The sequence below is a fragment of the Gilliamella sp. G0441 genome (assembly GCF_050589305.1).
Taxonomy (GTDB): domain Bacteria; phylum Pseudomonadota; class Gammaproteobacteria; order Enterobacterales; family Orbaceae; genus Gilliamella.
Genome location: NZ_JBNRJF010000002.1, coordinates 179,942 through 204,599, shown reverse-complemented (window position 1 = coordinate 204,599; position 24,658 = coordinate 179,942). Strand labels below are relative to the sequence as shown.

Sequence of the window (24,658 nt, the reverse complement as noted above, 5' to 3'; positions counted from 1 at the left end):
GTGAAATCTTTAATCTGAAATTGAATTAATTTAATCTAAAAAAATGTCAATTATTTTTTCTTATTTGAGATTAAATTTATGTAGGTTAATTTTGATCTTGGCGGAGCCGTCGTAATAGCTCGAATAATTAAGGCCTATGGATTTCGTACAAAGCTACAACTTAAACTTTTATAGAAACTGGTAACATATTGTTGGGGGAGTGATTGTGGATAAAAAAAATAAATCTAAGAAAACAACTTGTGATAGTGTATCAAGTTCTATATTACCAGAAAATAATGATGTTCAAAAAGATGGTGTTTTATTTAAGGAAATAGGTTTTTTTGCTGTTATTTTAACTGCTTTACTATATATGAGTGCATATGTATGTGAGGCAATAACGGCAATTTATTTTGGATTTGATATTGATTTAATATCATTACCTATATCTACTATTATAAAAAATAACATAATATCTTTATTTATAATAATTTCATCATTATTGCCAATTATATTTGATTATTTATGTAGTAAAAAAAAGCCCAGTAAACTAATCAATTTTAAATATAATTGTTTAGTTACAGCTTTTGCTGTACAAATTGTTGGAGTCACATGTTTCTTTCTCTACAAAATTAAAGGGATTGAATCTTGGGGGGGGATTTTTACTACTATAATTATTGCTATTTTTATACTTCTTTTTATTTTAGTTTTATTTAAAGCAAGTAATTCAAAGGCGTTTATGCAATTATTTTGTTATCTTTCTATATTATTTCTTTTATATTTTTTTTTAGTTGGATTTATATTTTTTACTTTTAATTTAAAAGAAAATAAATCTCATCAATCTTTTGAATATTATAAACAAAATTATATTTTATTGAGAAAGTATGATGATAATATAGTCGCAAAAAAGATTATTTCAAAAGAGTCAAATGGTCAAAAGGAAAACTGTTTTGACAGTGAAATTTTATTTTTACCTGTCAATATTCTTGAGAAAGGGATAATTTTTACAACTATAAATGTTGAGGGTAATTGTAAACAATTAAGAGTTGAAAAATGACATTACATAAGAAAAACGACAAGTCGCTATTCAAAAAATGTCTTTAAGAAAATCGTAAGATTTGTAATACCTTCGCAATCAAAGTTTTAACCTTGGTTTATTAGAATTAATTTGAGAAAAAATAGGCTATGGTGGAAAGATTGATAAACACCATTTATTGGGTATGGTATTCATTCATTTGTCAGGCTGGTATAGAAATATCTTATTGTCAACCAACGAAAGTTTTACGTCATACTTTCGTTAGCTATTTTATGATGAATTCAAGTAACATTGTTGCATTTATAAAAATACTCGACCACATCTATAACAAAATCATCATGCTATATGCTTATTATATATACTTTGTAATATTGAAGCAGTTAAGTTGAATACATTTAGAGAAATTATGAATAATGAAAAGTAATTTTATTTTTACTCCTGAAAAATTTGATAGTTATCCAATACATACTAATGCATGTGTTGGTAACAATGGTAACTCGGATATATTTGAATATGCTAAAGGATTTGCATCTGCAGCTAATATTTTGATAAAAATTTCCACTACTCAGGATAGTAGCTTTGGAAACTTGTTTCATCCTGATTATGCAGTTTATCCTATTTGTTTTAATATGAGACATTCTATTGAATTATTTTTAAAAAGTTATATTAAATTTACAATTCATTTGGCTGAATTAAAAAAAATAAAAATAAATCATTCAGCAGCAATGATGAAAGCTCATGATATTAATAATTTATGGGATTACTTGACTAATAATTATAAAATTTTAGATAAAAGGTTAATTAATAAGGCTAACGTTATAGCTCCTTATATTGAGTGTTTTGGAAATATTGATGCTACAGGTCAAACATTTCGATACCCTTATGATATTGAAAATAAAAAACACCTTATATCTCAGTCAGTTATAAATATAATGCATTTAGGTAGACATTTTAATGAATTAGAGCAGTTATTAGAATCATTTTATAATTATCATCATTCAATTATTTTTGAGTATGAAATGGGAAGTTTTACAAGAAATTTATCTAGAGATGATTTGTTAGCCATTGCTAAAATGTTACCCCATATTAATGAATGGAAAAATAATAGTTTTAAAAAGCTAAAAAATGAAATAATAGCTATATTTAACATAAGCTCAAATGAACTTACTAATGCAATCAATATTATAAAAAATCATTATGAATTTGGATATTTCATTGGAAAAGTTCCATTACTATCTGATTTTAATGAAGAAGAATTTTACTTTTTTATGGATAAATGGTACCAATTACATGATTTATCCTATATTTATAACAAATCAGATGATCTAATTATCGATTCAAATAATATTGATTCCAGTATAGATGAAAATAATAAAAGAAGCTTTAAAAAGAGAGTAATTAGAGGAACAAATAAATCTTATGAAATAGCTAAAACAACAGATGAGTTAATAAACTACATTGAAGCAAAAACAGTAATAAATATAAATACGCTTTATTATTTTTCACGAGAATGTGTTTTTTCTGAAGAATATAGCTTAACTTATCCTTATTATGAAAGAGATTGCAAACAAGATATAAAACAGGCTATAAGACATATTTTGAATAAAACCATATTATTACCAGAGATTATAATTAGCTTATTACGATTAAATCAAAACCAAATTGCTCTAACTTTAATTGATAAATATAAGCTTAAAAATTACATAAAAGAGCAATTAGAGCAAAGGGATATCAACATTTCAATTAGTTTTGACTAATTTTTATGACATTAAGAATATTTTTTAGATAATGAAATGTGACAATATAGTTTAAATGTAAATTATCAGTTTTCAAATTTTAATTTTGTATGTTCAATTAGTTACTGGTTCATGTTTAGTTAAGTTGACTATTAAATTATAAAATTTTTTACTTTATACTTATGTTAAATCAGAAAAAATGAACATGATCATTTCGGTACCTCCTTATTTTTTTATTAAGACACAGTTTTTTATTAAGCAAAACCGATAATTTGTCCTGATTAATTGACACCATACATTTTTGGTGTATAATTAACCTAAACTAAGATAATTTTATTTAAAGCCCCGCTATAAATAGTGGGGCTTTTTTATTTCTCGAAAACATTAATGGGTTACTAAAATAATAATTTCCCGTTTTTTAGTTGATAGAAATGAAATTGATAGTTTATAAAATATTTCAGATTTATTTTTTATATGATCAATGCCAAATTATTTAAAAAGGAGGTTTTCAAAAAACGTAAACAAATAATTAATTTTATCTTACTCACAGTTTCATCAGTATAAAAAAGATGTCATATCTTTTCTTACAACTTTTTAAGTTAACATAAGTAACGTTTTCAATTTTTAGGTTTAAACCTTAAACATCATCTCCATCGTGAGTTTATTCAAACTCTCAACAACTTTCTAATAATACAATCTCAAAAAATTAAATCAGAAATCTCATCAGTATATTAGATGAATTGATAGCCTCAATTCTAACGATTTATTTAGAAATTCTGATAATCAACCACCGCAAAATAGCAATATTTTCAATTGTTATTTTGCAAATACAACTAAAACATTTAATTAATTAGGAAATAATATGAATACAACAAAAACAATTGACAGTAATGTTACAAGTTTATACATCGCAGAAGAAGATGATTTAAAAATACTTCCTAGCAATCCTGTTTGGCATGGTATCGAAGTAAATAGCTATAGTGATTTCGGCGGTTCTACAACCTTACTACAGCGAGAAACGATCAATCCTTCACGACAAAATCAAAAGGGTAAAATTGTTGATATTGATGCTTCAGCAGGTTTTAGCCTTGATATGACTAAAAATATTTTTCCATGGCTAATGCGAGGCTTCATGTTTGCAGAAGCAAGAGAAAAATTTACAACTCAATCACTTAGCGGTAAAACATTACCTATTAAGAGTGTATCAAAAGGTTATAATTTTCCAGATAGTCATAAATTACCGCAAAAATTACTGACAGGCACGATTATTCATGCTTCAGGGTTTAGCAATTTTGCAAACAATGGTTTAAAAATTGTATCTTCTTGCTCTGATAACAATATTTCAACTAACTCAAGTACACCACAAATAGAAGAATTGAATCCGCCAGCTAGCGCAAAAATTTCTGCGGTAGGTTTTAAATTCAGCTCTGGTAGTTGTTCAATGGAAGTTAAAAAAGGAACATTACCTAAATTAGTTTCTACTTCGACTGATTTAACTAAGCTCGGATTAATTGAAGGTGAATGGATTTGGGTTGGTGGTGATGCATCGGACTCTTATTTTCCAAAAAATAGAGGTTGGGCAAGAATAACCGAAATTACTGCGAAAACAATAACTTTTGATGATACCGACTTTGTGCCTGAAAATGATACCGGTGCTAATATTAAATTAGAAATCTATTTTGGAACGGTAATTAAAAATGAAAAAGAACAAAATAAAATTGTTAAAAAAACCTATTGTTTTGAACGAACACTCGGTTCAGTTAATAACGAAATTCAAGCCCAATACGTTAATGGGGCAGTTGCAAATGAATTAACCATTAATATGGGGTCAGCGCAATATGTTACTGCAGATTTGAATTATGTTGGATGTAATTCTTTCACGAAAAAAGGGAAGGATCGAATTATAGGTGAACGTTTAGAATGTGATAAATCATCACCTTTTAACGCAACTTCTAATATTTATCGACAAAAATTAAGTATCAATGATACCAAAAGTTCAACACCAAGTGCTTTATTTGCTTATGTTACTGATTCCAGTTTAGCTATTTCTAATGGTGTTACAGGAGTTAAAGGACTTGGAATTTTAGGAAGCTTTGATGTATCAGTTGGTAATTTTAGTGTAACCGGATCAATTACCGCATACTTTTCTTCAGTTGATGCGATTGAAGCGATTCGAAATAACGCCGATGTTGGCTTTTCGACAATTTTAGCTGCGGAAAATTCAGGGGTCATTTTTGACATTCCTTTATTAGCGTTAAGTGGTGGTATGCCTAATATAGAAAAAGATCAGAAAATTACGATACCACTTGAGAAAACAGGGGCGGAAAACAAACATGGTTACACAATGATGTATCAAACATTTGAATACCTTCCTGATTCTGCAATGCCATATGTTAACGCTTAATTATATTAATCATAATTGCGCTTTTTAGGAGAAAAAAATGAGTTTATTTGAACAATTTGAAACAGATAGAAATAAAGAAAAAGATGGGGTTCCAGTGACTTATGGAGCCAATAAAGACGGAACAATTCCAACGTTCTATTTAGCCCGAATGGGAGGCGTAAATTCTAAATACTCAATGTTAATCAAAAAATTAACTAAACAATACAAAAGACAAATACAGTTAGATTCTTTGCCAGAAGATAAAGTCATTGAAATTTCGATGCAAGCTTTTGTTGGTGGTGTACTAAGAGGCTGGGAAAACATACAAGGACGTGACAATAAAATTATACCGTTCACTTCTGACAATGCAATTAAGCTCTTAACTCAGTTGCCAGATTTATTCAATGATTTAATTGCACAAGCAAGTGATATTGATTTATTTAAAACGGTTGAGCTGGAAAAAGATATAAAAAACTAATTGAAGTCCTTGAATATCAACTTGATATGAATGGAAAGGACGAAGATATCATCAGAATGTCTCAACAAATGGGACAAGCACTTCCAGATAAAATCAAAAATAAACCCGAACTTGACGAACATCTTGAATTTTACTATCAAGCTTTTCTCGATTTAGATACGACACGTTCACATTCAATGGGCCCAACACCTATTTCATGGTTAGCAATCATTGAATACGCTCGGTTTTATCAATTAGATAATGAAGATACGAATGATTTTGTTTATCTAATACGTGAAATGGATAAGGTAAATTTAAAACATGTTAATCGGGCTTTTAAAACAAAAAACTAAGTAACATTTTTTAAAAGTAGATGATTATTCATCTTTATTAAGCTTAGTTCATTAAATTTTTTATTGAAAATAGAGTGGTTATATAAGGCTAAAATGAACTTGTATAACTACTACTATTTTGTAAAAAGTTTACCTATAAATAATTTAAATCAGCGCTTTAAAAATATATCAACATGAGAGACAGACTTATTAGTTAATAAATATTGTACCTCAATTTGATTATATTTAGGCAAAAAAGGGGTTTATATGCCAATTGAAACATTACAGTTTTCAGAGAATATTCCTTCCTCAATCAAAACAAAGCTAAAAGGTATCGATAGTGCTTCAGTTTCAGCAAGAATAAATTTAAACAAATTAAAAACATTGTTAAAAAATAGTTGGAATACAGATCCGTTTAAGAAAGCTGAAGATAGTATTAAAAACTTAAGTAACGAAATATTAAAAAGCTTTGAGGTTGTAATAAATCGTACAAAAATATTGAAGAATCCAAATGAAAATTTCAATACATTGACGACAAAAACAAAAAATACAGGGATAGCACAACATCAATCAACAGCTAAAAATACAGATAACACATTAATAACTCCAGATGAACAACTTTTACTAAGTTCGTTAAATCCAATAAATGATAAACTAACAGAATTCAACAAAAAACAATCAGAATTGGCAGGCATCTATCAAAAAGCAGCAATTAGTCAAAATGAGTACAGTGACTATATGACATTATTGAATCAGCAATATGATGAATCAATAGATCCACTTGGTAATTATAATAAAGAGTTAGAGCGAACATGGGAACTGATGAAACTCTCTTCTCAAGAAAGGGCTATAGAAAATGAATTTAATCGTATCACTCTAGATCTGATGAATAAAGGTTTAATATTAAATCAACAGCAAAATGCTGAATTAAGAAAAACAATCGAATTGAATCAGGAATATTTGAGAATACTTGCGATTAAAGACGGCTTAGAGAACAATTCAAAAAAACAAAAGCAACAAGATTTTGGTGATTTGGTTAATGCTTTAAGTCTGTCCGAATTAGATGATAATGAAATAATCAACGTGTTGAACACAGATAGTCGAAGTCCATTTACAGGAATGTTCGAAAACTCTTGGAGCTTATTAAGTTTGCAGATTGAACAATATCAATCGATGTATGATCAAATAAATGTTCTTACAGAAAAATTCAATCTTGATCAGTCGGTTGCCGCATCATTAAGAGCACAAGTTTGGGCCAAACAAAATGATGTTATTTTAAGTCAGGCAGATAAATTTTTTGGCAATGTGGCAAAATTACAAAGTTCAAATAATGCTACGATGGCTAAAGTTGGTAAAGCAGCAGCGATTGCACAGGCCATTGTAAATACTTATCAATCTGCTAATGCTGCCTATGCATCTATGGCAGGTATTCCTTATATAGGCCCGGCTCTAGGTGCAGCAGCTGCGGCGGCGGCTATTACTTCCGGTATGGCGAATGTCGCAGCCATTCGATCTCAATCAACAGGCTTTATGAAAGGTGGTTATACGGGGAACCTGGCACGAACTCAGGTAGCAGGTCTAGTACATGGTCAAGAATTTGTGATGAATGCGTCAGCAACGCAACGAATAGGGGTTAATAACCTTGAAGCCTTACAACGTGGAGATATGAGTAGCATACAAGTTCCTCAAATTACAAATCAAAGTTCAACATCTGAAAAAGCTGAAAGTAGCTTACAAACTATTGCCCCAATCATTAATATTGCTTTAGTTAATGACAATGACAGTGCACAGCAATGGTTATCTACTCAAGAAGGTGTCAAGCGAATAATGCAAATAAATCGAGAAAATGGTGATGAACTAGCAACAATAGTGAAAGCTTGTTAATTAAAATGTCTAAGTAAGACCAAATTGCATCAAAATTGAAAATCCCAAATGATATAGTTATAAGATCAAAGTGGATTTAAAACTTGAGTAACTAATAAAATTAAGCGCCTCAATTGGCGCTTTTTCTTTATAAACATTCAAGAACAAATTAACAAAAGCGCATTTAGCTAGCCTTTCACTATTGTCAACATATCAAAAATTGCTTAATTCTTATTTTAAAGAAGGCCAACATGTCAAATATCATTACAGAACAACCCATAAAAGGGGCTAAAGAAACATTTTCCTGGCTAACTGATATCATCGAAACAAAAAACGGTAGAGAGCACAGAATAGGTTTACGTGCTTTACCACGAGTTTCTTATGAATACTCATTTTTAACTCATATTCATAATCGTAACTATTATTTAAATTCACTCAGAAATAATTTTACTGAGATATGGTTGATACCAGATTGGTTGTCAGGAATATATCTTGGTGAACTAGAATTAGGTCAGAAAACTATACCTAATATCTTAAATCAAAAAGTGGGTGATAAGTTTTTGATTTATCAGAATGCTGAACATAGTGAAGTAAATGAATGGCTACAATTACCAAAACAAAAGCCATTAGAATTTGTTTTCATAGAACCCAAAAAAACCAAATTAGTGTTTGAACTAAAAAAAAGAGTTCCTGTTGAAAAGCAGGTCAATATAAAACCGATAAATTATCATTATAAAGCAGCGTATATTCTTCCATTAATGCCATGTTATCTTACTAATACTAAATACACGACTTCAGGGTATGAAAGTCAAATAGATATTAGTGTTGAGCTAAGTCATGAATTGAATTTTAGCAGCGGCGCTAATTATGGTATCAAGTATCTTGGATTAGAAGTATTGCATAATTGTTATGGAGTGAATGAATCAACAATTCAAAAAGATATTGAAATTGTTGATTATGATCTAGGTAAAATTACCCGAATTGAGAATTGGCAATATTCAAAGCTGTCTCGATCTTTGACTTTTTACCTTGATGGACTGAAAGAAATCCAGGCTTTTAAAAAATTTATTTATCGAATCGAAGGAAAACTTAACGCATTTTGGTTATGTGATAACGATGAAAATCTTGTTAAAACACATATATTAGGCGATAAGATTTATATAGAAAATCAATCATTTAACCCATCATTCAAATATTTAGCATTATTTCATCCAGATAGTGTTTCGTATGTGAAAATTATCAATATTAAAAATACGGGTAAAAGTATTCAATTAACGATTGATCAAGTTATCACTAAGCCTATAACAAAAATTAGTCACTTAATGTTATGTCGTTTTGACACCGATGATATACAAATTGAATACGATACCTATTTACAAGCTCAATCTAACATTCCAATAATCGAGGTTTTCGATGATCAATATTTTTAAACAAGCTGAATTATATGTTTTTAATGATGGAATCAATACATATCGTTATACCAATGGTATGCGTGAACTAAATATTGATAATCAGACATATAAAAAAGAGTCTATCAATCGCACAGCGATAAAACGGGATGCCGCTATTTCCAAAAATAAAATTGATATAACCATGCCAATTACTAATGAAGTCGTGAAATCATGGATAAACCCGGATATCACGAAGCATTTACTTGTTGATATCTATATTCTCGATAAAAAAAATATGACTACTATGTCATGGAGTGGACGTTTAACTCAGACATCAACATCAGAAAAAGAGATGGTGATGACATTTGAATTATTGATTACACGCTCAGGGCAAACTGGTGTAAATGAAAAAATTCAGCGTAATTGTCGTTATTCTCTTTATGGCGAACATTGTGGTCTAAATAGAGAGGATTTTAAGGTAAAAGGCACTGTGTTAGCTTATGAAAATGATATCGTCACGGTTGAATTTGAACGTGAAATTGAAAATGGTTATTTCACGGCAGGTATTTTAAGGACGCCTGAAGGCGAACAGACGTTTATCAAAGAACATAATCAATCATCAATAGTCCTAATCAGAAAAAATCAGCAATTGTTGGACAATTTAAATAAAGGGATATTACAAATTACGCTGTACAAAGGTTGTTTAAGAACCCTAAATTCTTGCCATTCATTTAATAACACCATCAATTATGGTGGATTTCCTTATTTACCTTTAGAACCGTTAAATAACGGTAATTCAATTGTTTAGGAGCGAAATATGTTTTTTTTAATTTCTGCATTAGTTGCTGTTGTTGTTGGAATGGTCGTTGGGATGGTGTCTTCAAAAGGCAAAGCAAATCAACAAAAAATAGAAGCTGATGAATTTAAAACGGGAACTTCAACAGAAGGAACGGGAATACCCATTGTATTTGGTACCGTTAAGATAACCAATCCAATTTATACCTGGATTGGAGATAAAAAAACGTCAGCTATTAGAAAAAAAGGTGGCAAAAAATAATGAAAATAATTGTAACCAGAGACGATATGATTGCAGTAAAACAATGTAGTCGTGGTGGACGGGAGTTTTTTAAACGTCATGGACTCGATTGGAACCAATTTTTGAAAGAAGGAATAAATGCTGAAATTTTAAAATCAACCAATGATGCAATGGCAAATCAAGTTATAGAACATGCGGAGCGTAGAACATGGGCGGAAGTAAGAAAAAGCAAACTGTAGGTTATAAATATTACGCTGGAGTCAGTATGGTTTTATGTCAAGGCACTATAGATAAATTGACTAATATTAGCGTAGCAGACAGGACAGCATGGCGAGGTGCTGTGCAAGATGGACAAATAGCCATAAATAAACAAGGATTATTCGGTGGTGACAAAAGGGAAGGTGGTGTATCAGGTACAGTTGATGTGTATTCAGGTCATCATCAACATAATCGAAATAGTTATTTGGCAAGTAAATTATCAGCTATTGTACCGGCTTATCGTCATGTCGCGGGTCTTGTATTCCGACAATTTTATTGGGGAAATAACCCTTATATGAAAGATATTTCGGCAGTTGTTCAGCGTATACATTATCAAGACTCCAAAAAAACACGACAATGGTATGACAGTAAAGCAGAGATAAAAACTGAAAATGGAAGTGCAAATACAGCTATCCATTTTATATTGGATACTTCAATGAGTATGAGTGGAGGGCGAATCCAAGCACTTAAATCAGCGATGAAACGTGCTATACAAAATCTTTCAACTTCAATCGATTTGATGACATTAAGATTAGATATTCTGATAACCACTTATCAAGGCGGAAATCCACAAACAAAACTAGTTAGAAAAGTTTCTCAAAACGATATTGTAGGTCTTTTATCTTTTATTGATAATTTAAAAATTGTTGGCGGAGAAAATCTTGAAAATGTGTTATCTCATTCTATAAATTTCTTTAAAGACACATTCAATCAAACAATGAATCGATGTTGTATTTTTGTTAGTGATGGTGAACTAGAAAACGCTGACCATATCAAAAATGAAGAAATTCATAATATGATTGATAAAAAAGGTCAATTTAATGAACAAGATGAACATGATGTCAATATATTTTGTATCAATGTTGATAATACCAATAAATCATTAAGTTCAAAAATTGATAATACGCCAGAAGATGGGATACCAGTAATAAAGGGAACCGATTCGAACATTATTTATGATACCATCATGAATGCAATCAATAATCTCAATGCAGATATGAATCCCGCTCACATACTAAGAGAATTAGTACTTAATCAGCAAAATGGTTTTAATTCGAGCCTAATCAAGAACAGCATTAACGAAGATTCATTTAGACAAGCTGCTGATCTCTTTTATCGAGAAAAACTTGGTCTTTCTTATATATGGAATGATCAAAGTAAGTTTGAAGATTTGAAGAAAAATATTGAAAATACTGCAAACTGTGTTTTATATCAAAATGCTAAAACAAATCAATTTGAAATAAAAGTAATTCGAAATGACTACCATATTGAAAAATTACCTCTTTTTGATAAAACGAATATAGTCAAAATTTCCGATATTAAAAAAAATATCATCACTGAGATGATTAACTCGGTTACCGTCAATTTTATAGACAGAACAAATGACTATAAACAAGGTTCGGTGACTGTTCGGGATGATGCTTTAATTTTGATGGCTGGACGTGAAAATAATACGACTGTTACTTATGATATGGTTTACAATCGTTCATTAGCTTCTAGACTAGCACTTCGTGATTTAGCCGCATTATCTTCAGATTTAGCTTCTGTTTCATTAACCCTTAATTTAGACGGAAGAATGCTTAATCGTGGTGATGTTTTTGTATTGGATATGCCACAGCTAGGGCTAAATAAAGCCGTAATGCGTGTAACTTCACTTGATTACGGTACTCAGAAAAGTAATCAAGTTACCGTTGAATGCATGAGAGATGTGTTTTCATTGCCATCATCGACAGTGGTAAGTAATCAACCCGTCATTATACCCACAACCGATATAAATTTAGCTAAACCAGCTGAACATTACGCTATTATGGAATGTCCCTATTATGAACTGGTTTATAATTACGGGCAAAGAGAAGTTGATTTTATGATTCAAGATGATAAGTCGATCGGTCAAATAGCTGCAACAATTGCATCGCCACCAGAGGGGACTTTTCATAGTGAATTAGTTACCTCTCTTTCGAATACTTTTGAGAATCCAGAAAATATCATAGATTGTGAAATGAGATTAATAGAGCATGAACTTGATCAAGTTACATCAATTATTACACTCAACTTTAATCCACCAGAACAAGACTATAACTGGATCTTGATTGGAAACGAAATTTTATATGTTCAATCTTTTTCTAACAATCAGCTGACCGTCAAAAGAGGGTGTCTTGACACATTACCAGAAAAACATGAAAAAGGGAGTAAAGTCTATTTTTGTGGGGGACAATTATCATTAAAAAGTGATGAATATTATCAAGGTGATAAAGTTGATTGCCGAATTATTACAAACACTTCTACTGATTCATTAGATCCTTCATTAGCGACAGGTGCAATGATTAATATTCAAGGTCGAGCTGCAAAACCTTATCCTCCTGCAAATGTTACGATAAATAATTTTTATTTTCCCGATAAACTCAGTACCGACCAACTCTACATCAAATGGTCATCGAGAAATCGACTTCAACAAACATCAGGAGAACTTATTGGATGGTATGAAAGCGATATTACACCAGAAAGTGGTGTTAAATATCATCTGACCATCAAACTCAATAAAAGAATAATTGTAGATCAAATTATTGATGTTACTGCATTTGAATTGGATGTTTCTGAATATCTTCAGGGAACGCTAGATATTCAAATATCAAGTATTGTCGATAATATTTATTGTTTTACACCATTTTCTCATTCGATTGAACTTCATAATGACTTAATTTTTAAAATTCATGAAGAACAATCAGCAATTGATAAAAATAATCTACTAGTCAAAATTAAATAGGAAAAATTATGGCAAAAATAGCAATTATATCTAATAGCACCTCTCGACAAGACATCAAGAATGTATTTGAAGGGTTAGGTCACCAAGTTGATTATCTGATAGATGACAATATAACTTATAATCAATTGATGACCTACGATTTAATCGTATCAACAAACCAATATTCGCGTAAAGAGGTAATTAAACAGTGTGTGGATAATGGTATTCCTGCAATTGTAGCGGAAGGAAATTCATCGTCAGTTTCTTTAGGTAAAGATTTAGGTATGTTTGATCAAAATGAACATCAAGTTCGTGATTGGAATTACTTAAGACCATTAAAAATATCTTTAATAACACAAAAGATCCCTAAATTGGGTTGTGCCCCTTATTTGAAACCAACATGGTGTACGTCTTTTCCTCTTTCTTCAATGGCACCTGGGGGTGAAGCACTGTGCGCCTTGTATCATGACCGTGATGATTTTATCATTTGTGCACAATTTAAAAAAGGAACGGTCGATAAATATGGGGGAACTTTTGGCGCAAATTGTATTTTTATGTCATTCTTAGATCGTGAATATTTAACAAGAAATGCGATAAAAATGCTCGATAATGCTATCAATTTTTGTTTTCAGAATTATACAACCCTATCGGGGAAAGTGGTGGATGAAACAGATCAACCAATCTCAAGAGAGGTAAAAATATATGATCAGAAAACAGGAGAATTAGTTTCGGAAATAACAAGTAATGAAGACGGTTTATTTTCTGCTGAAGTATTTTCTGGACAAAGCTACTATGTCATTGCATTTGATAAAGATAATGGTAAGAAAAATGCAGTAATTATAGATAATATCAAAGTTTGATTAATCATAATAATAACATATCAATATAAATCCCATAAAATTAACCTATTAAATAATTTTAAATAATACTTAAAACCGAAATTCTAACCAATTATATCATCTCAATTTAACCATTCATTTTATCATGATATTAAAACGACGTTTAGAACTAAAAATCACTTGTACATGCTAATAATAGATTTTCAATGAATGGTTAATTGTTTTTATCAATCTTTTAAATTTTATAATTACGTTTTTCAGGAGGTCAACATGGCCAAAATTGTTATATGCAGTGAAGAACTTATAAGAGTGCAATCAATGATAGATGCACTAAATCCCTATCATGACATTACTTTTTGTATAGCAAGCTCGACAGATTACAATGAACAGTATTTATCGACATTCGATCTAATTATGGATTATCGTAATGCAACAGAATATACCACATCATTTTGCATTAAAAACTGCTCTAAAAAGGGTATTCCAGTTATAGCGGGTGGAACCAGAAATAGTACGGGTAGTATTATGTCACTGGGAATGGCAAAAAAACCTATGTATTATTCAAGTGGAAATTTAAATAGGATAATCAATGTTAGCGACGTATTAACCTGTGATAAAAAAATCGAAACAGGCGCAATTATCAATAGCGGTGACACGTTTATGATAATAGAAGATTTAAAAATAGAGTATGGAATTGAAATTTTATCAGTCAATCAAATGTATAATGGTGTTTATTATATTAATACTGCCATATTCCGCCAAGGCAGTTTGAATGTCAATGGTGAAGTTTTTGGTAGCGATTGTGCTTTTATCGGTTTTCCTTTTAGCCGCCCCTTAACGGAAGAAGCAATACAGATTGTCAATGATATTATTAGTTGGCTTGTTGATCGTAAAGATGTCGTCGCACAAGTAAAAGATGAAGAGGGTAACCTTTTATCGCATTGCGAAATTCAGCTTTGTTTAAGAAAAACGGGAGAAGTCATGACGACTTATACCACAGATGAAAATGGGCAAGTGAGTTTAAGAATAAGACCTAATCATGAATATTATGCTGTAGCCTTTGATCAAACAACCGGTAATAAAAATGCCGCTGTTATAGATAATATTAAGGTTTGAGCCAAAGAATATAGAGTATTTTTTATAAATCAAATTAATCAATTAAATAATAAATTAGCCTCAACACGAGGCTGTTTTTATCATTGAGCATACATAGAAATTGTTACTTAGCTAAATTAAGTTTTATCACTGTTCATCTTTTAATTGTTAACGTATTAAGTTCATTCGAATCAAATGCGGTTATCTCTCATGAAGTTCTATAAAAAATAAAAATACAATGCAATATATTTATTTGTTTTATATTTAAAACATTGTATTAACAAATATGTGCGTTAATTTAACTTAAAAGTAAAAATATATCTAATTTAGATAACAAAAACATTGACTATTGAAAAAATAATATTATTTTATGTTTAGCTATTTATATTTTATTAAATATTTGTATGCTAATGTTTATTGGTTTTTGAATGAGTAAAAAGAAGTTATATGGATTCAAACAGGGATTGGAATTAGATATAGGGATAATAGATTTGATGGTAATTTACTTTACCATTGAAATAAAAAATTTGTAGTTTAGTAATGATTTTTGAATAAATGATAATATTTTATATTTTAAATCAATAGGTAAAATTATTTACATATACGGTTAATTTAATTGAAATTAATGTTGATTTGCCAAACTGATTAAAATAGAAAATATTTGAATTAATTTCATAATAGGTAAACGCAGATAATATAGTCTTCGCAAATAGAAATTTTCCTTCTAAAAGCTTATATAAAATTAGCATGTTATAAAGTTTTGGTGAAATAAAGGAAGATTTTTAATGCTAAAAAAACCAGGAAAAAAATTAATTTGTGATTTCCCCAAAGCCAGTTCAGCCGTGGAAACCCCGTCTTCAAGTTGTTTAAAAAAATTTATCATTAATTTCAGAAGACCTGACAACATTAAGCAAAAAAATAATGTTCCCTATGATGGTGAATATGGGTTTGATTGGTTACGAGATGAATATATCTATCCGATTGAAATGGTTTATAACCGATTTGGAGTGAATTTGGGGAAATACTTACCCGTATGTCTTGAACCTTTACGAATTCGTCAAGAATATTTGAAAGATGTAAAAAATCCCATAAAACCTTATAAAAAGGATTACTATCCTGCTTGGCTATCCATTTTTGCTTGCGGAGTAAAATCCAATGCTGCTTCTAATATGCATAGTAAAGGTGTTGATTTAAACTTGCAATTAGATGAAATTGATGTGATTCATAACGATGAAACTGAAATTATTTTAGAATCAAATAATCCTTTTTTAAAAATAAAACCGAAAACAATTCCCATATCAGAATTTTTAAAAACAAAGCGTAAAACGAGATATCTAAATGAGTTTGGTAGTGCAAAGATCAATTATTATGAACTTGAAAATGCCGTAAATGTCATTTGTCATGGCGGTTTACTAAAAGAACATGAAGAGATAAAAGTATTTGCTAAATTAGGTCAATGCAAGGTAGAAGTTGGTAAACTTATGGTTTATAAAAATAGCCATGTACCTAAAATGAAAATTGGTATAATCGATGTAATAACAGAACGTGATGACGAAGGCAATAAGATCCGACCGATAGATCAAATCATATCACTAAGCAATTTATTGAAACGTCATGCATTTAATCAAGCACTAATACAGCCTGAAATAATTGTTCAGGAACTTGATTTATTGGCGTTAAAAAATCAACAAGATGACTACGTTGACGGTTTTTTTAAGCAAATTGAAGATCGAAAATTTATGAATGGTGATTATGATAAGTTGTTAGGATTTTCAGTTGTAAGGGGACTTTTAATCCAATTGAACCATATTTACGATGATGAGATTTCAAAAATTAATAATTCAGAACAAAAAAACAATACGCCAAATTTTTATGAACATGAAGATATTATTCCAACTTTTTTAACCACATTAAAACCTTACTTTGGTATAGTTAATGGGGTAACAAGCTTTGACAAAAATAAAAGTCTTATTCTTGAAAATAAAGTTTTCCCAAGTAAGCCATCAAATCGTGCGGATATTATTTTTTTTAAAAATGCATTAAACAAAAATCACACAATTATTCATGAAGTAGGTCATGCATTATATTTAGAACATATATTTGATACTGAAGAAGCAAAACCTGGAGTGTTACGTACATTTAGTTGGTTCAATGTTGATTTTCCGATAACTAATGCTCTCATTCAACCTAAACATTATACTTTTTATCAAGGTTATACTGATAATGCAATGGATTATACGTACAAATTTAAAAATATGAAGGATGAAAATAATAAACTTAATTTTGAAGAAGTATCAAGTAAATTTGAAAAGCAAATGAATTCATTTTATAAATGGCAATGGGATATTATGAGAGCATATCCTTTTTTAATAAACGAATAAATAAGCCTCTGTTAAATGAATTCAAATAAAAGTTTATACAAAACAATTATATATTTTTGATATAGTTACGTTCAAGAAACTTATTTACATTGTTGATTCAAGATACTATGATGTCTTAGGTGACAAAATAAATGATTTAATTTAAAAAGTAATAATCAGTTATGAAAAAGAATTTTGAATTTTTGCCTGTAAAAATAATTGCTACAGCGATAGCTTTGCCTAATCTGAAAGTAACATCAGAACAAATTGATAAAAAGCTTAATAAGTCAATTGGTTATTGTTACAAAAGGTCTGGTATAGAGTATCGATATCATGCGGATTTGCAAATTCAACAATCAGACTTGGCGGCACAAGCTATTGCTAATGCTTTGAATTGTCACCAGATTTCTCCAGATTCGGTCGATTTACTCATTTCTGCAAGCGCTATACCTGTTCAAGCCCTTCCATATACTGCATCTCATATTTTACAAGCGAGCTGTTTACCACAAGGTATTGCCACTTTAGATATAAACGTTAGTTGTGTTAGTTTTCTCGCTGCATTAAATATCGCAGCCAGTTTATTGAATTCTAATACTTATCGACGTATTGTCATTGTATCTGCTGATTTGGCATCACGAGGCTTAGATTGGCAAGATGAAGAGTCGTCATTTATTTTTGGCGATGGGGCAGCTTGTGTCGTTGTGGAAAAAGGTGATGGGCAAAGTGGAATAATAAGTTATCTTCTAGAAACATATACAGACGGTATAAATTATTGTGAAATAAGAGCAGGAGGAACACGCTGTAACTTTCATACTGGTTTAGAAAATGATGATTTATTATTTCATATGCAAGGTAAACCATTGTTTAAAATGGCATCTGCAATTGTAGAACCTTTCATTGAACGTTTACTTGCTTTGGCAGATATGTCAATAAATGACATTGCGACAGTAATACCTCATCAAGCAAGCCATCTTTCTTTAGAACATATGCGAAAACGATTAAATCTTTCAGAAGAAACAATAATCAATATATATCGTTATAGAGGCAATCAAGTGGCAGCATCAATACCAAGTGCTTTGCATGAAGCTATCATTACTGAACGATTTAAAGCTGACTTACCTGTCATGCTTATAGGTACTGCAGCGGGATTAACTTTAGGTGGAATGATTTTATTACCATGAGATTTCTTGTTACCGGAGCTACGAGTGGTTTAGGCCGAAATGCTGTTGAATGGCTTTTAAAACAGGGTTTTGAAGTTCATGCTACTGGTCGGAATAAGTTTGTAGGAAGAGAACTTATGGACTTGGGAGCACGTTTTACTGAACTTGACTTAGTTGATGCCGACGAACATGATTTGCGTAATTTATTGAAAGATTGTGATATTATATGGCATTGTGCCGCTCTTTCATCACCTTGGGGTAAATATAAATGGTTTTATCAGGCAAATGTGGCTGTGACAGCTAAATTAGCCTATTGGGCTGGAAAACTGGCTATTAAACGATTTGTACACGTATCAACGCCTTCTATCTATTTTGATTTCCAATCACATATCGATATTCCTGAAACTTATTTGGCAAATAAATTTGTAAACCATTATGCTGCAACAAAATATTTGGCCGAACAAAATATTCAGCAAAATGTAATTAATTTTCCTAATACGACTTATCTTATTTTACGACCTCGAGGCATTTTTGGACCACATGACCGAGTCGTATTCCCTAGAGTTTTAGCTCAAATAAAAAGTCGTAATGGTGTTTTACCGTTACCCAATGGGGGACGAGCATGTATAGACCTAACTTTTGTTCTGAATGTTGTCTATGCTTTATTTCTTGCAACAACTAATAATTCTTTGTCATCCGGTGAAGTATTTAATATCAGTAATCAGCAACCTTCTTATCTTTATGAAATGACTGAAAAGTTATTCAAAGATAATCTTAAAATGGACTATAACATCCGATCAATACCATATTCTTTTTTGTATAGTATTGCGACTGTATTAGAATTGAGTTCTAAATTCACTGGTCAGGAACCGTTGTTAACTCGATACAGTGTCGGTACCATTTATTTTGATATGACGCTGAACCAACAAAAAGCAATAAATCGACTTGGCTATAGACCAATGTATACTCTAAATCAAGGCTTTGAAATAACCGCTAATTGGTTACGCAACAATTTGGATGACTTGAATGGCTAAAGTGACGACATTTGAAGCAGGTTATTGTACCCATCTGGCTTGTATGGCTCAAAAAGGGGCAGGATTTAATGTTTGTAAATTTCCAGCGCGTGCTTGGCTAATCGAAATAGGCGTGCATCGTTGGTTATGGGATACTGGTTATGCTGACCATTTTGAACGTTATACTCAATCAGGTATTTTCAAGCTTTACCGCAAAGTTACTCCTGTTTATTTAAATGAAGGGGAATCTTTAAAACAACAATTCTTATCTAACGGTATCGACTTAGCAAGTATTGAGCATATTATATTATCCCATTTTCATGGCGATCATATTGCTGGATTAAAAGATTTTTCGTTTAGTTCATTCATATGCTCACACAAAGGATGGCAAAAGATTAAAACATTACGAGGTTTTTCTGCTTTAATGCAAGGCTTTGTGCCAGATTTAATACCTGATAATTTTGAGCAAAAACTGACGTTTATCGAAAGCTTTGAAAAATGTAATTTACCGTTGGATTTAGCTCCATTTACAGAAGGATATATCGTACCCAATAGTCAAAAACAGATAATACTAGTTGATTTACCAGGTCATGCAATTGGTCATATTGGTGCATTTATTGAAACGGATCAAGGTTGGATACTATTAGCAAGTGATGCAGCATGGACACCCGCCAATTATAAGCAACTTAAAGGACCGGCAAAATTAGCTAATTTTATTATGGATGATCCCATTGCCTATTATCAAACGTTGTCCAAACTTAACCAATTATCACTTAATCCAAATGTGACCATTTATTTAAGCCATGAGGGATATTTATGAGTTTATTTAACCTGTTATGGTCTTATTTTAAAACTAAGCGGTTAAAATTTAAAACTCGTCAAGCGTTGGAAGCTTACCAATTAAAGCAATGGAAAAAATTCAAAAATAAAGTATTAATTAAAAGTTCGTACTTTAAACGTTTTATTGATCTTCCTTTAGAGCAATGGCCTTTGATGGATAAGCAAATCATGATGACGTTTTTTGATGATATGAATACTGCTCAACTCAAATGTAAACAGTTGATAGCTTGCGCAATTGAGAGCGAATCTTCAAAGGATTTTAGTCCAAAAGTAGGGAAATTTAGTGTTGGTCTTTCATCTGGTACTTCAGGTCAACGAGGAGTCTTTGTGGTTAGTCCTAAAGAGCAATCAATCTGGGCTGGGGGAATGCTTGCCAAAATGTTACCTCGTGGACTTATGGCTAAAGAGCGAGTTGCTTTATTTTTAAGATCAGATAATAATCTTTATCAAAGTGTAAATAATCGTTGGCTAACGCTAAAATATTTTGGTCTATTTGAAAATTTTCAATTATTGTTGTCTTCCCTTATAGAATTTAAACCGACTATTATTGTCGCACCGGCTCAAGTTCTAACAACAATTGCACACGAAAAACTAGCGAAAAATTTACCGATAAATCCATATCAAGTCATCTCAGTTGCCGAAGTATTGGAACCTCAAGATAAGCAGGTTTTGAAAAAAGCATTTGAACGGATTGGTGAAGTGTATCAGGCAACAGAGGGATTTTTAGGGTCAACTTGTCCTAATGGTGTATTACATCTGAATGAAGAGTTTTTACTTGTTGAACAAGAATGGCTGGATGAAGAGCGTTTTATTCCGATTATTACTGATTTTACTCGACAAACTCAGCCTATAATTCGCTATCGCTTAAATGATGTGTTAGTAAAACGAAAAGAACCTTGTTCTTGCGGTCGTCAAGGCATGGCAATTTCACATATTGAAGGGCGTCAAGATGATCAGATCATTTTAAATGACGGGCAGGGAAAACCTATCACCATCTTCGCAGATTATTGTAGTCGTATTATTACAAACACCTTACCCTTGACTTGTGATTATCGCTTAATACAACGCTCATCAACTGTTTTCGAATTGATTGGATGCTGTGAATCACTGTATTTAGAAAAGTTAAAAAACCAACTAATGAAACATTTTGAGCAGCAAGGAGCAAATACTGAACATTTAAGTTGGAATATCAATGCTGTTAACAAACTTCCCGATGAATTTAACCAGTTTTTGCTAAAGCGTCGTCGAATAATTCGTCAAAGGCATTAATATGAGTGAGCTACTTAAACGTTTAGCATATTTAGTAAGTGGATGGACTTGTGTTGGTTTAGTTTATTGTGGCTCGCTTCTTTTACAAGGTAAGCCTACTTTAATAAATTATAGTCAAATTGATTTACTCATACCTTTTAATTATCACGTTGTATGGATATATCTCTCTTTTTTTGTGATTATTCCATTTGGCTTTTTTTATGCGCCTTATACAAAAGTTCGTTGGATGTGTTTTAGTTTCATTGCAATTGCATTCATAACAGGTTTATGTTTTATAATTTATCCTACAGTGATAATGGTACCGCCTGTTGATACTTCCTTTTCATTAAGCAGCAAAGTATATCAGCAATTAATTGAATTTGATGTCAATCAGAACTGTTTCCCTTCATTACACGTTTCATTAACAACAATTGTTGTTTGTGGGGTATTAAATATAAAACATCCTATAATCACAATTGTAATGATAATCTGGGGGACAATGATTTGTCTTTCAGTTATCCAATTACGCCGTCATGTATTTATGGATTTAGTTGGCGGCATCACGCTAGCCATCATTTTAGGATGGTTGATCCACTGTTGGTTGAAAAAACATAAGGAAATGAATTTATAAAAGGAATTGAGAATATGGAATTAATCGTACCTATCATTATAATGTTAATCATGGTTACAGCAGAAGCTTTGATACTACAATTTGTCAAAAAACAGACTGTAAATTGGACAGATATTATTTTTAATTTAAATTCAGGTCATTTGGTATTATGGTTGTTTCGCGGTTTAGAATTAATCTGTTATCAATATGTTTTTTCACACTTTAGTTTTGATTTGTTTATAAATATTCCTGATTATTTCCTCTGGATCTTTGCTATTTTAGCTTGGGACTTAGGCTTTTATTGGGAACACCGCTTAATTCATAAAATTCCTTTTTTATGGGCTGTGCATATTGTTCATCATCAAGGTGAGCATTTTAATTTATCTTTAGCGGTTCGTAACTCTTGGTATTCTTCATTAACTTCAATTCCTTTTTTTGCTATATTAGCAATTATTGGTGTGCCAACACCTGTTTTCTTTGCCGTTTCATTGTTTCATTACAGCATTCAATTTTTTAATCATAATGCGTTAACACCCAAATTAGGAATATTAGAATATATTTTTGTCACTCCTCAGCATCATCGAGTACATCATTTGAAAAACGAGTATTATTCAAATCATAATTTTTCCGGCTCATTTATTTTCTGGGATAAATTATTTGCCAGTTTTGCACCGCACCCTAAAGATGAAATTAATCATTATGGCAGTTCAGGAGTAATTTCTTTAAATCCTTTTTGGGCGAATAATCTACCTTTCATGAAATTACTTAACATTAAATTTCGTCCGATAGAAAATCGAAGTTATTGTATTTCAAATCTAGCTTTAGTCACTGGAGGACTACTTCTGTTTGCCTTGACTATTTGTTATATCTATGACTATGGATATGGGTATCATGATGTAAATTTAGATCAATATTTATTATTTATAGTTCTAGTGCTCGGTACGATAGCATTAGGGGGAGTATCAGAAGGTAGAAACTGGGGAATTTATTGTTGGTTATGTGTTAGTTGGTTTTTACCACTTTATTTTATTTTACATCAACATTGGGGTGCTTGTTATTGGCTAATATGTATGTGGCTAATAGCGATGCACAGTATTTTTATTTTAATAATGTGGTTTAAAAACAGATAACTAGCAGCAAAGATTCAAGCTATCGAGAGATAATGGTATGCGAAAATTAACCTCATTACAATTCGATGATCAGCAAGATCAAGCATTACTTAAAGATATTCAGGATGCGGCAACAAATTATTTAATCAATAATCATGATCATCGTTATGCAGATGTTGGTATGTTTGCTAAGTTAATATTATTGAGCCTTTTAACTTTTGGGTTTTATGTCGGATGTTTGTTGTGTGAACACGCCTTATGGTACTTTGTAATCTGTTATTTTTTATTTATCTTTATGGCAATGCTTTTAGCGGTTAATGTTGTTCATGATGCTTCACACAATGTTTTTTTTAAAACACCTCAAGCAAATCGATGGCTAAATCGAATTATTACCATACCGCTAGGTATTGATCCTGATTGTTGGCAAGTAAGACACGTTGCTCAACATCATCCTTATACTAATATCGAACACTATGACTTTGATATTGACTATAATGGTTTTCTTAGACAAACACCTTATCAACGCCGTCATTGGTATATGCGTTATCAACAGTATTATTGGCCTTTTATTGCAGCAATGACCTTTCCTACAATTATTTGGTTCTTTGATTGGCAAGATAGACTGGGAATTAAATTTGAAAAAAATAAATTTACTGAAAATGGTGCTTATAATGGACTAGTTGGTTGGTTGTTATTTTTTATCCCTAAAATGTTACATTTAACTATCACGATTATTTTGCCGATTTTAGTCTGTGAATGGTTAAACTTTGGGATAATGTTGATTATATATTTGCTAAGCCAAATGTTCTCTTCAATGATATTTGTGATGTTATTACTTGGTACGCATTGGGCTAAAGCGACATTTTATCCCATTCCCAAAGACGGAAAAATGCAACATAGTCAAGTTAGGCATACGTTTGATACCTCGCTAAATTGGCGTTTAAAGCATCCGTTATTTGAGTATTGGATTGGTGGCTTAAATTTACATTTAACTCACCATCTTTATCCAGGATTTTGTCATCGTCACTATTATGAGTTAACGATTATCATTCATCAAATAGCTAAAAAGCACGGTATCCCTTGTCAGGATATTACCTTATCAGAACTCTTTTATTACCAACAAAAATTTTTAAAAAATATGGGTAAAAAGCAGCAATAGATTTAACCAAATTT

At 31.1% G+C, this 24,658-nt stretch carries 21 protein-coding genes; all 21 read left to right on the top strand.

All coding sequences use genetic code 11. The features are described from left to right. Nucleotides 1–205 precede the first annotated feature (205 nt). Nucleotides 206–1,033 (top strand): hypothetical protein, encoded by an 828-nt coding sequence (locus ACKJXD_RS03100; protein ID WP_430875495.1) that lies wholly within the window; start codon nt 206–208, stop codon nt 1,031–1,033. A gap of 392 nt (nt 1,034–1,425) precedes the next feature. Next, nucleotides 1,426–2,769, top strand: coding sequence for a hypothetical protein (locus ACKJXD_RS03095; protein WP_430875494.1), 1,344 nt, complete (start codon nt 1,426–1,428; stop codon nt 2,767–2,769). An 841-nt stretch (nt 2,770–3,610) separates the two neighbouring features. Then, nucleotides 3,611–5,152 (top strand): phage tail tube protein, encoded by a 1,542-nt coding sequence (locus ACKJXD_RS03090; RefSeq protein ID WP_411622966.1) that lies wholly within the window; start codon nt 3,611–3,613, stop codon nt 5,150–5,152. A 37-nt stretch (nt 5,153–5,189) separates the two neighbouring features. Next, on the top strand, nt 5,190–5,609 hold the full coding sequence (locus ACKJXD_RS03085; protein WP_267352273.1) for a hypothetical protein: 420 nt from the start codon (nt 5,190–5,192) through the stop codon (nt 5,607–5,609). Between the two features lie 26 nt (nt 5,610–5,635). Then, the gene (locus tag ACKJXD_RS03080) at nt 5,636–5,941 is read left to right on the top strand and encodes a phage tail assembly chaperone (RefSeq protein WP_430875493.1); all 306 of its coding nucleotides are present in this window, start codon (nt 5,636–5,638) and stop codon (nt 5,939–5,941) included. Nucleotides 5,942–6,187: 246 nt separating this feature from the next. After that, nucleotides 6,188–7,804 (top strand): hypothetical protein, encoded by a 1,617-nt coding sequence (locus ACKJXD_RS03075; RefSeq protein WP_430875492.1) that lies wholly within the window; start codon nt 6,188–6,190, stop codon nt 7,802–7,804. 230 nt (nt 7,805–8,034) lie between these two features. Next, a complete protein-coding gene (locus ACKJXD_RS03070) occupies nt 8,035–9,213 on the top strand; it encodes a hypothetical protein (RefSeq protein WP_220217142.1) in 1,179 nt (392 codons plus the stop codon). After that, on the top strand, nt 9,197–9,982 hold the full coding sequence (locus ACKJXD_RS03065; protein WP_220217143.1) for a phage BR0599 family protein: 786 nt from the start codon (nt 9,197–9,199) through the stop codon (nt 9,980–9,982). The genes ACKJXD_RS03070 and ACKJXD_RS03065 overlap by 17 nt, the downstream gene beginning before the upstream one ends. 9 nt (nt 9,983–9,991) lie before the next feature. Next, nucleotides 9,992–10,231, top strand: a complete 240-nt coding sequence (locus ACKJXD_RS03060) for a hypothetical protein (RefSeq protein ID WP_065557716.1) — start codon at nt 9,992–9,994, stop codon at nt 10,229–10,231. Then, nucleotides 10,231–10,449 (top strand): hypothetical protein, encoded by a 219-nt coding sequence (locus ACKJXD_RS03055; protein WP_430875491.1) that lies wholly within the window; start codon nt 10,231–10,233, stop codon nt 10,447–10,449. The genes ACKJXD_RS03060 and ACKJXD_RS03055 overlap by 1 nt, the downstream gene beginning before the upstream one ends. Next, on the top strand, nt 10,419–13,232 hold the full coding sequence (locus tag ACKJXD_RS03050) for a phage tail protein (protein WP_430875490.1): 2,814 nt from the start codon (nt 10,419–10,421) through the stop codon (nt 13,230–13,232). The genes ACKJXD_RS03055 and ACKJXD_RS03050 overlap by 31 nt, the downstream gene beginning before the upstream one ends. Before the next feature lie 8 nt (nt 13,233–13,240). Continuing rightward, complete coding sequence (locus tag ACKJXD_RS03045; protein ID WP_220217146.1) at nt 13,241–14,071, top strand: carboxypeptidase-like regulatory domain-containing protein; 831 nt, start codon at nt 13,241–13,243, stop codon at nt 14,069–14,071. Between the two features lie 249 nt (nt 14,072–14,320). Continuing rightward, nucleotides 14,321–15,166 (top strand): hypothetical protein, encoded by an 846-nt coding sequence (locus ACKJXD_RS03040; RefSeq protein ID WP_430875489.1) that lies wholly within the window; start codon nt 14,321–14,323, stop codon nt 15,164–15,166. Between the two features lie 764 nt (nt 15,167–15,930). Next, entirely contained in the window at nt 15,931–17,526 is a 1,596-nt protein-coding gene (locus tag ACKJXD_RS03035; RefSeq protein ID WP_430875488.1) for a hypothetical protein, read from the top strand. 161 nt (nt 17,527–17,687) lie between these two features. Next, the gene (locus ACKJXD_RS03030; RefSeq protein ID WP_430875487.1) at nt 17,688–18,686 is read left to right on the top strand and encodes a 3-oxoacyl-[acyl-carrier-protein] synthase III C-terminal domain-containing protein; all 999 of its coding nucleotides are present in this window, start codon (nt 17,688–17,690) and stop codon (nt 18,684–18,686) included. After that, nucleotides 18,683–19,699 carry an NAD-dependent epimerase/dehydratase family protein gene (locus tag ACKJXD_RS03025; RefSeq protein WP_430875486.1) on the top strand — a complete coding sequence of 339 codons (1,017 nt, stop codon included), beginning with the start codon at nt 18,683–18,685 and terminating at the stop codon, nt 19,697–19,699. Before ACKJXD_RS03030 ends, ACKJXD_RS03025 begins: the two co-directional genes overlap by 4 nt. Beyond that, complete coding sequence (locus ACKJXD_RS03020; protein ID WP_430875485.1) at nt 19,692–20,498, top strand: MBL fold metallo-hydrolase; 807 nt, start codon at nt 19,692–19,694, stop codon at nt 20,496–20,498. The genes ACKJXD_RS03025 and ACKJXD_RS03020 overlap by 8 nt, the downstream gene beginning before the upstream one ends. After that, complete coding sequence (locus ACKJXD_RS03015; protein WP_430875484.1) at nt 20,495–21,787, top strand: F390 synthetase-related protein; 1,293 nt, start codon at nt 20,495–20,497, stop codon at nt 21,785–21,787. The genes ACKJXD_RS03020 and ACKJXD_RS03015 overlap by 4 nt, the downstream gene beginning before the upstream one ends. 1 nt (nt 21,788) lies before the next feature. Further along, nucleotides 21,789–22,397: a phosphatase PAP2 family protein gene (locus ACKJXD_RS03010; protein ID WP_430875483.1), complete on the top strand. Its 609-nt coding sequence runs from the start codon at nt 21,789–21,791 to the stop codon at nt 22,395–22,397. A gap of 14 nt (nt 22,398–22,411) precedes the next feature. Beyond that, on the top strand, nt 22,412–23,506 hold the full coding sequence (locus tag ACKJXD_RS03005; RefSeq protein WP_430875482.1) for a sterol desaturase family protein: 1,095 nt from the start codon (nt 22,412–22,414) through the stop codon (nt 23,504–23,506). 37 nt (nt 23,507–23,543) lie between these two features. Further along, nucleotides 23,544–24,644 (top strand): fatty acid desaturase family protein, encoded by a 1,101-nt coding sequence (locus ACKJXD_RS03000; RefSeq protein ID WP_430875481.1) that lies wholly within the window; start codon nt 23,544–23,546, stop codon nt 24,642–24,644. Nucleotides 24,645–24,658 lie beyond the last annotated feature (14 nt).

What these genes read in the sequence shown, in the direction of transcription:
- ACKJXD_RS03095 (WP_430875494.1), top strand. Translation starts at nt 1,426, where the DNA reads ATGAAAAGTAATTTTATTTTTACTCCTGAAAAATTTGATAGTTATCCA.
- ACKJXD_RS03085 (WP_267352273.1), top strand. Translation starts at nt 5,190, where the DNA reads ATGAGTTTATTTGAACAATTTGAAACAGATAGAAATAAAGAAAAAGAT.
- ACKJXD_RS03010 (WP_430875483.1), top strand. Translation starts at nt 21,789, where the DNA reads ATGAGTGAGCTACTTAAACGTTTAGCATATTTAGTAAGTGGATGGACT.
- ACKJXD_RS03055 (WP_430875491.1), top strand. Translation starts at nt 10,231, where the DNA reads ATGAAAATAATTGTAACCAGAGACGATATGATTGCAGTAAAACAATGT.
- ACKJXD_RS03060 (WP_065557716.1), top strand. Translation starts at nt 9,992, where the DNA reads ATGTTTTTTTTAATTTCTGCATTAGTTGCTGTTGTTGTTGGAATGGTC.
- ACKJXD_RS03030 (WP_430875487.1), top strand. Translation starts at nt 17,688, where the DNA reads ATGAAAAAGAATTTTGAATTTTTGCCTGTAAAAATAATTGCTACAGCG.
- ACKJXD_RS03035 (WP_430875488.1), top strand. Translation starts at nt 15,931, where the DNA reads ATGCTAAAAAAACCAGGAAAAAAATTAATTTGTGATTTCCCCAAAGCC.
- ACKJXD_RS03025 (WP_430875486.1), top strand. Translation starts at nt 18,683, where the DNA reads ATGAGATTTCTTGTTACCGGAGCTACGAGTGGTTTAGGCCGAAATGCT.
- ACKJXD_RS03005 (WP_430875482.1), top strand. Translation starts at nt 22,412, where the DNA reads ATGGAATTAATCGTACCTATCATTATAATGTTAATCATGGTTACAGCA.
- ACKJXD_RS03000 (WP_430875481.1), top strand. Translation starts at nt 23,544, where the DNA reads ATGCGAAAATTAACCTCATTACAATTCGATGATCAGCAAGATCAAGCA.
- ACKJXD_RS03075 (WP_430875492.1), top strand. Translation starts at nt 6,188, where the DNA reads ATGCCAATTGAAACATTACAGTTTTCAGAGAATATTCCTTCCTCAATC.
- ACKJXD_RS03020 (WP_430875485.1), top strand. Translation starts at nt 19,692, where the DNA reads ATGGCTAAAGTGACGACATTTGAAGCAGGTTATTGTACCCATCTGGCT.
- ACKJXD_RS03090 (WP_411622966.1), top strand. Translation starts at nt 3,611, where the DNA reads ATGAATACAACAAAAACAATTGACAGTAATGTTACAAGTTTATACATC.
- ACKJXD_RS03070 (WP_220217142.1), top strand. Translation starts at nt 8,035, where the DNA reads ATGTCAAATATCATTACAGAACAACCCATAAAAGGGGCTAAAGAAACA.
- ACKJXD_RS03050 (WP_430875490.1), top strand. Translation starts at nt 10,419, where the DNA reads ATGGGCGGAAGTAAGAAAAAGCAAACTGTAGGTTATAAATATTACGCT.
- ACKJXD_RS03015 (WP_430875484.1), top strand. Translation starts at nt 20,495, where the DNA reads ATGAGTTTATTTAACCTGTTATGGTCTTATTTTAAAACTAAGCGGTTA.
- ACKJXD_RS03065 (WP_220217143.1), top strand. Translation starts at nt 9,197, where the DNA reads ATGATCAATATTTTTAAACAAGCTGAATTATATGTTTTTAATGATGGA.
- ACKJXD_RS03040 (WP_430875489.1), top strand. Translation starts at nt 14,321, where the DNA reads ATGGCCAAAATTGTTATATGCAGTGAAGAACTTATAAGAGTGCAATCA.
- ACKJXD_RS03080 (WP_430875493.1), top strand. Translation starts at nt 5,636, where the DNA reads ATGAATGGAAAGGACGAAGATATCATCAGAATGTCTCAACAAATGGGA.
- ACKJXD_RS03045 (WP_220217146.1), top strand. Translation starts at nt 13,241, where the DNA reads ATGGCAAAAATAGCAATTATATCTAATAGCACCTCTCGACAAGACATC.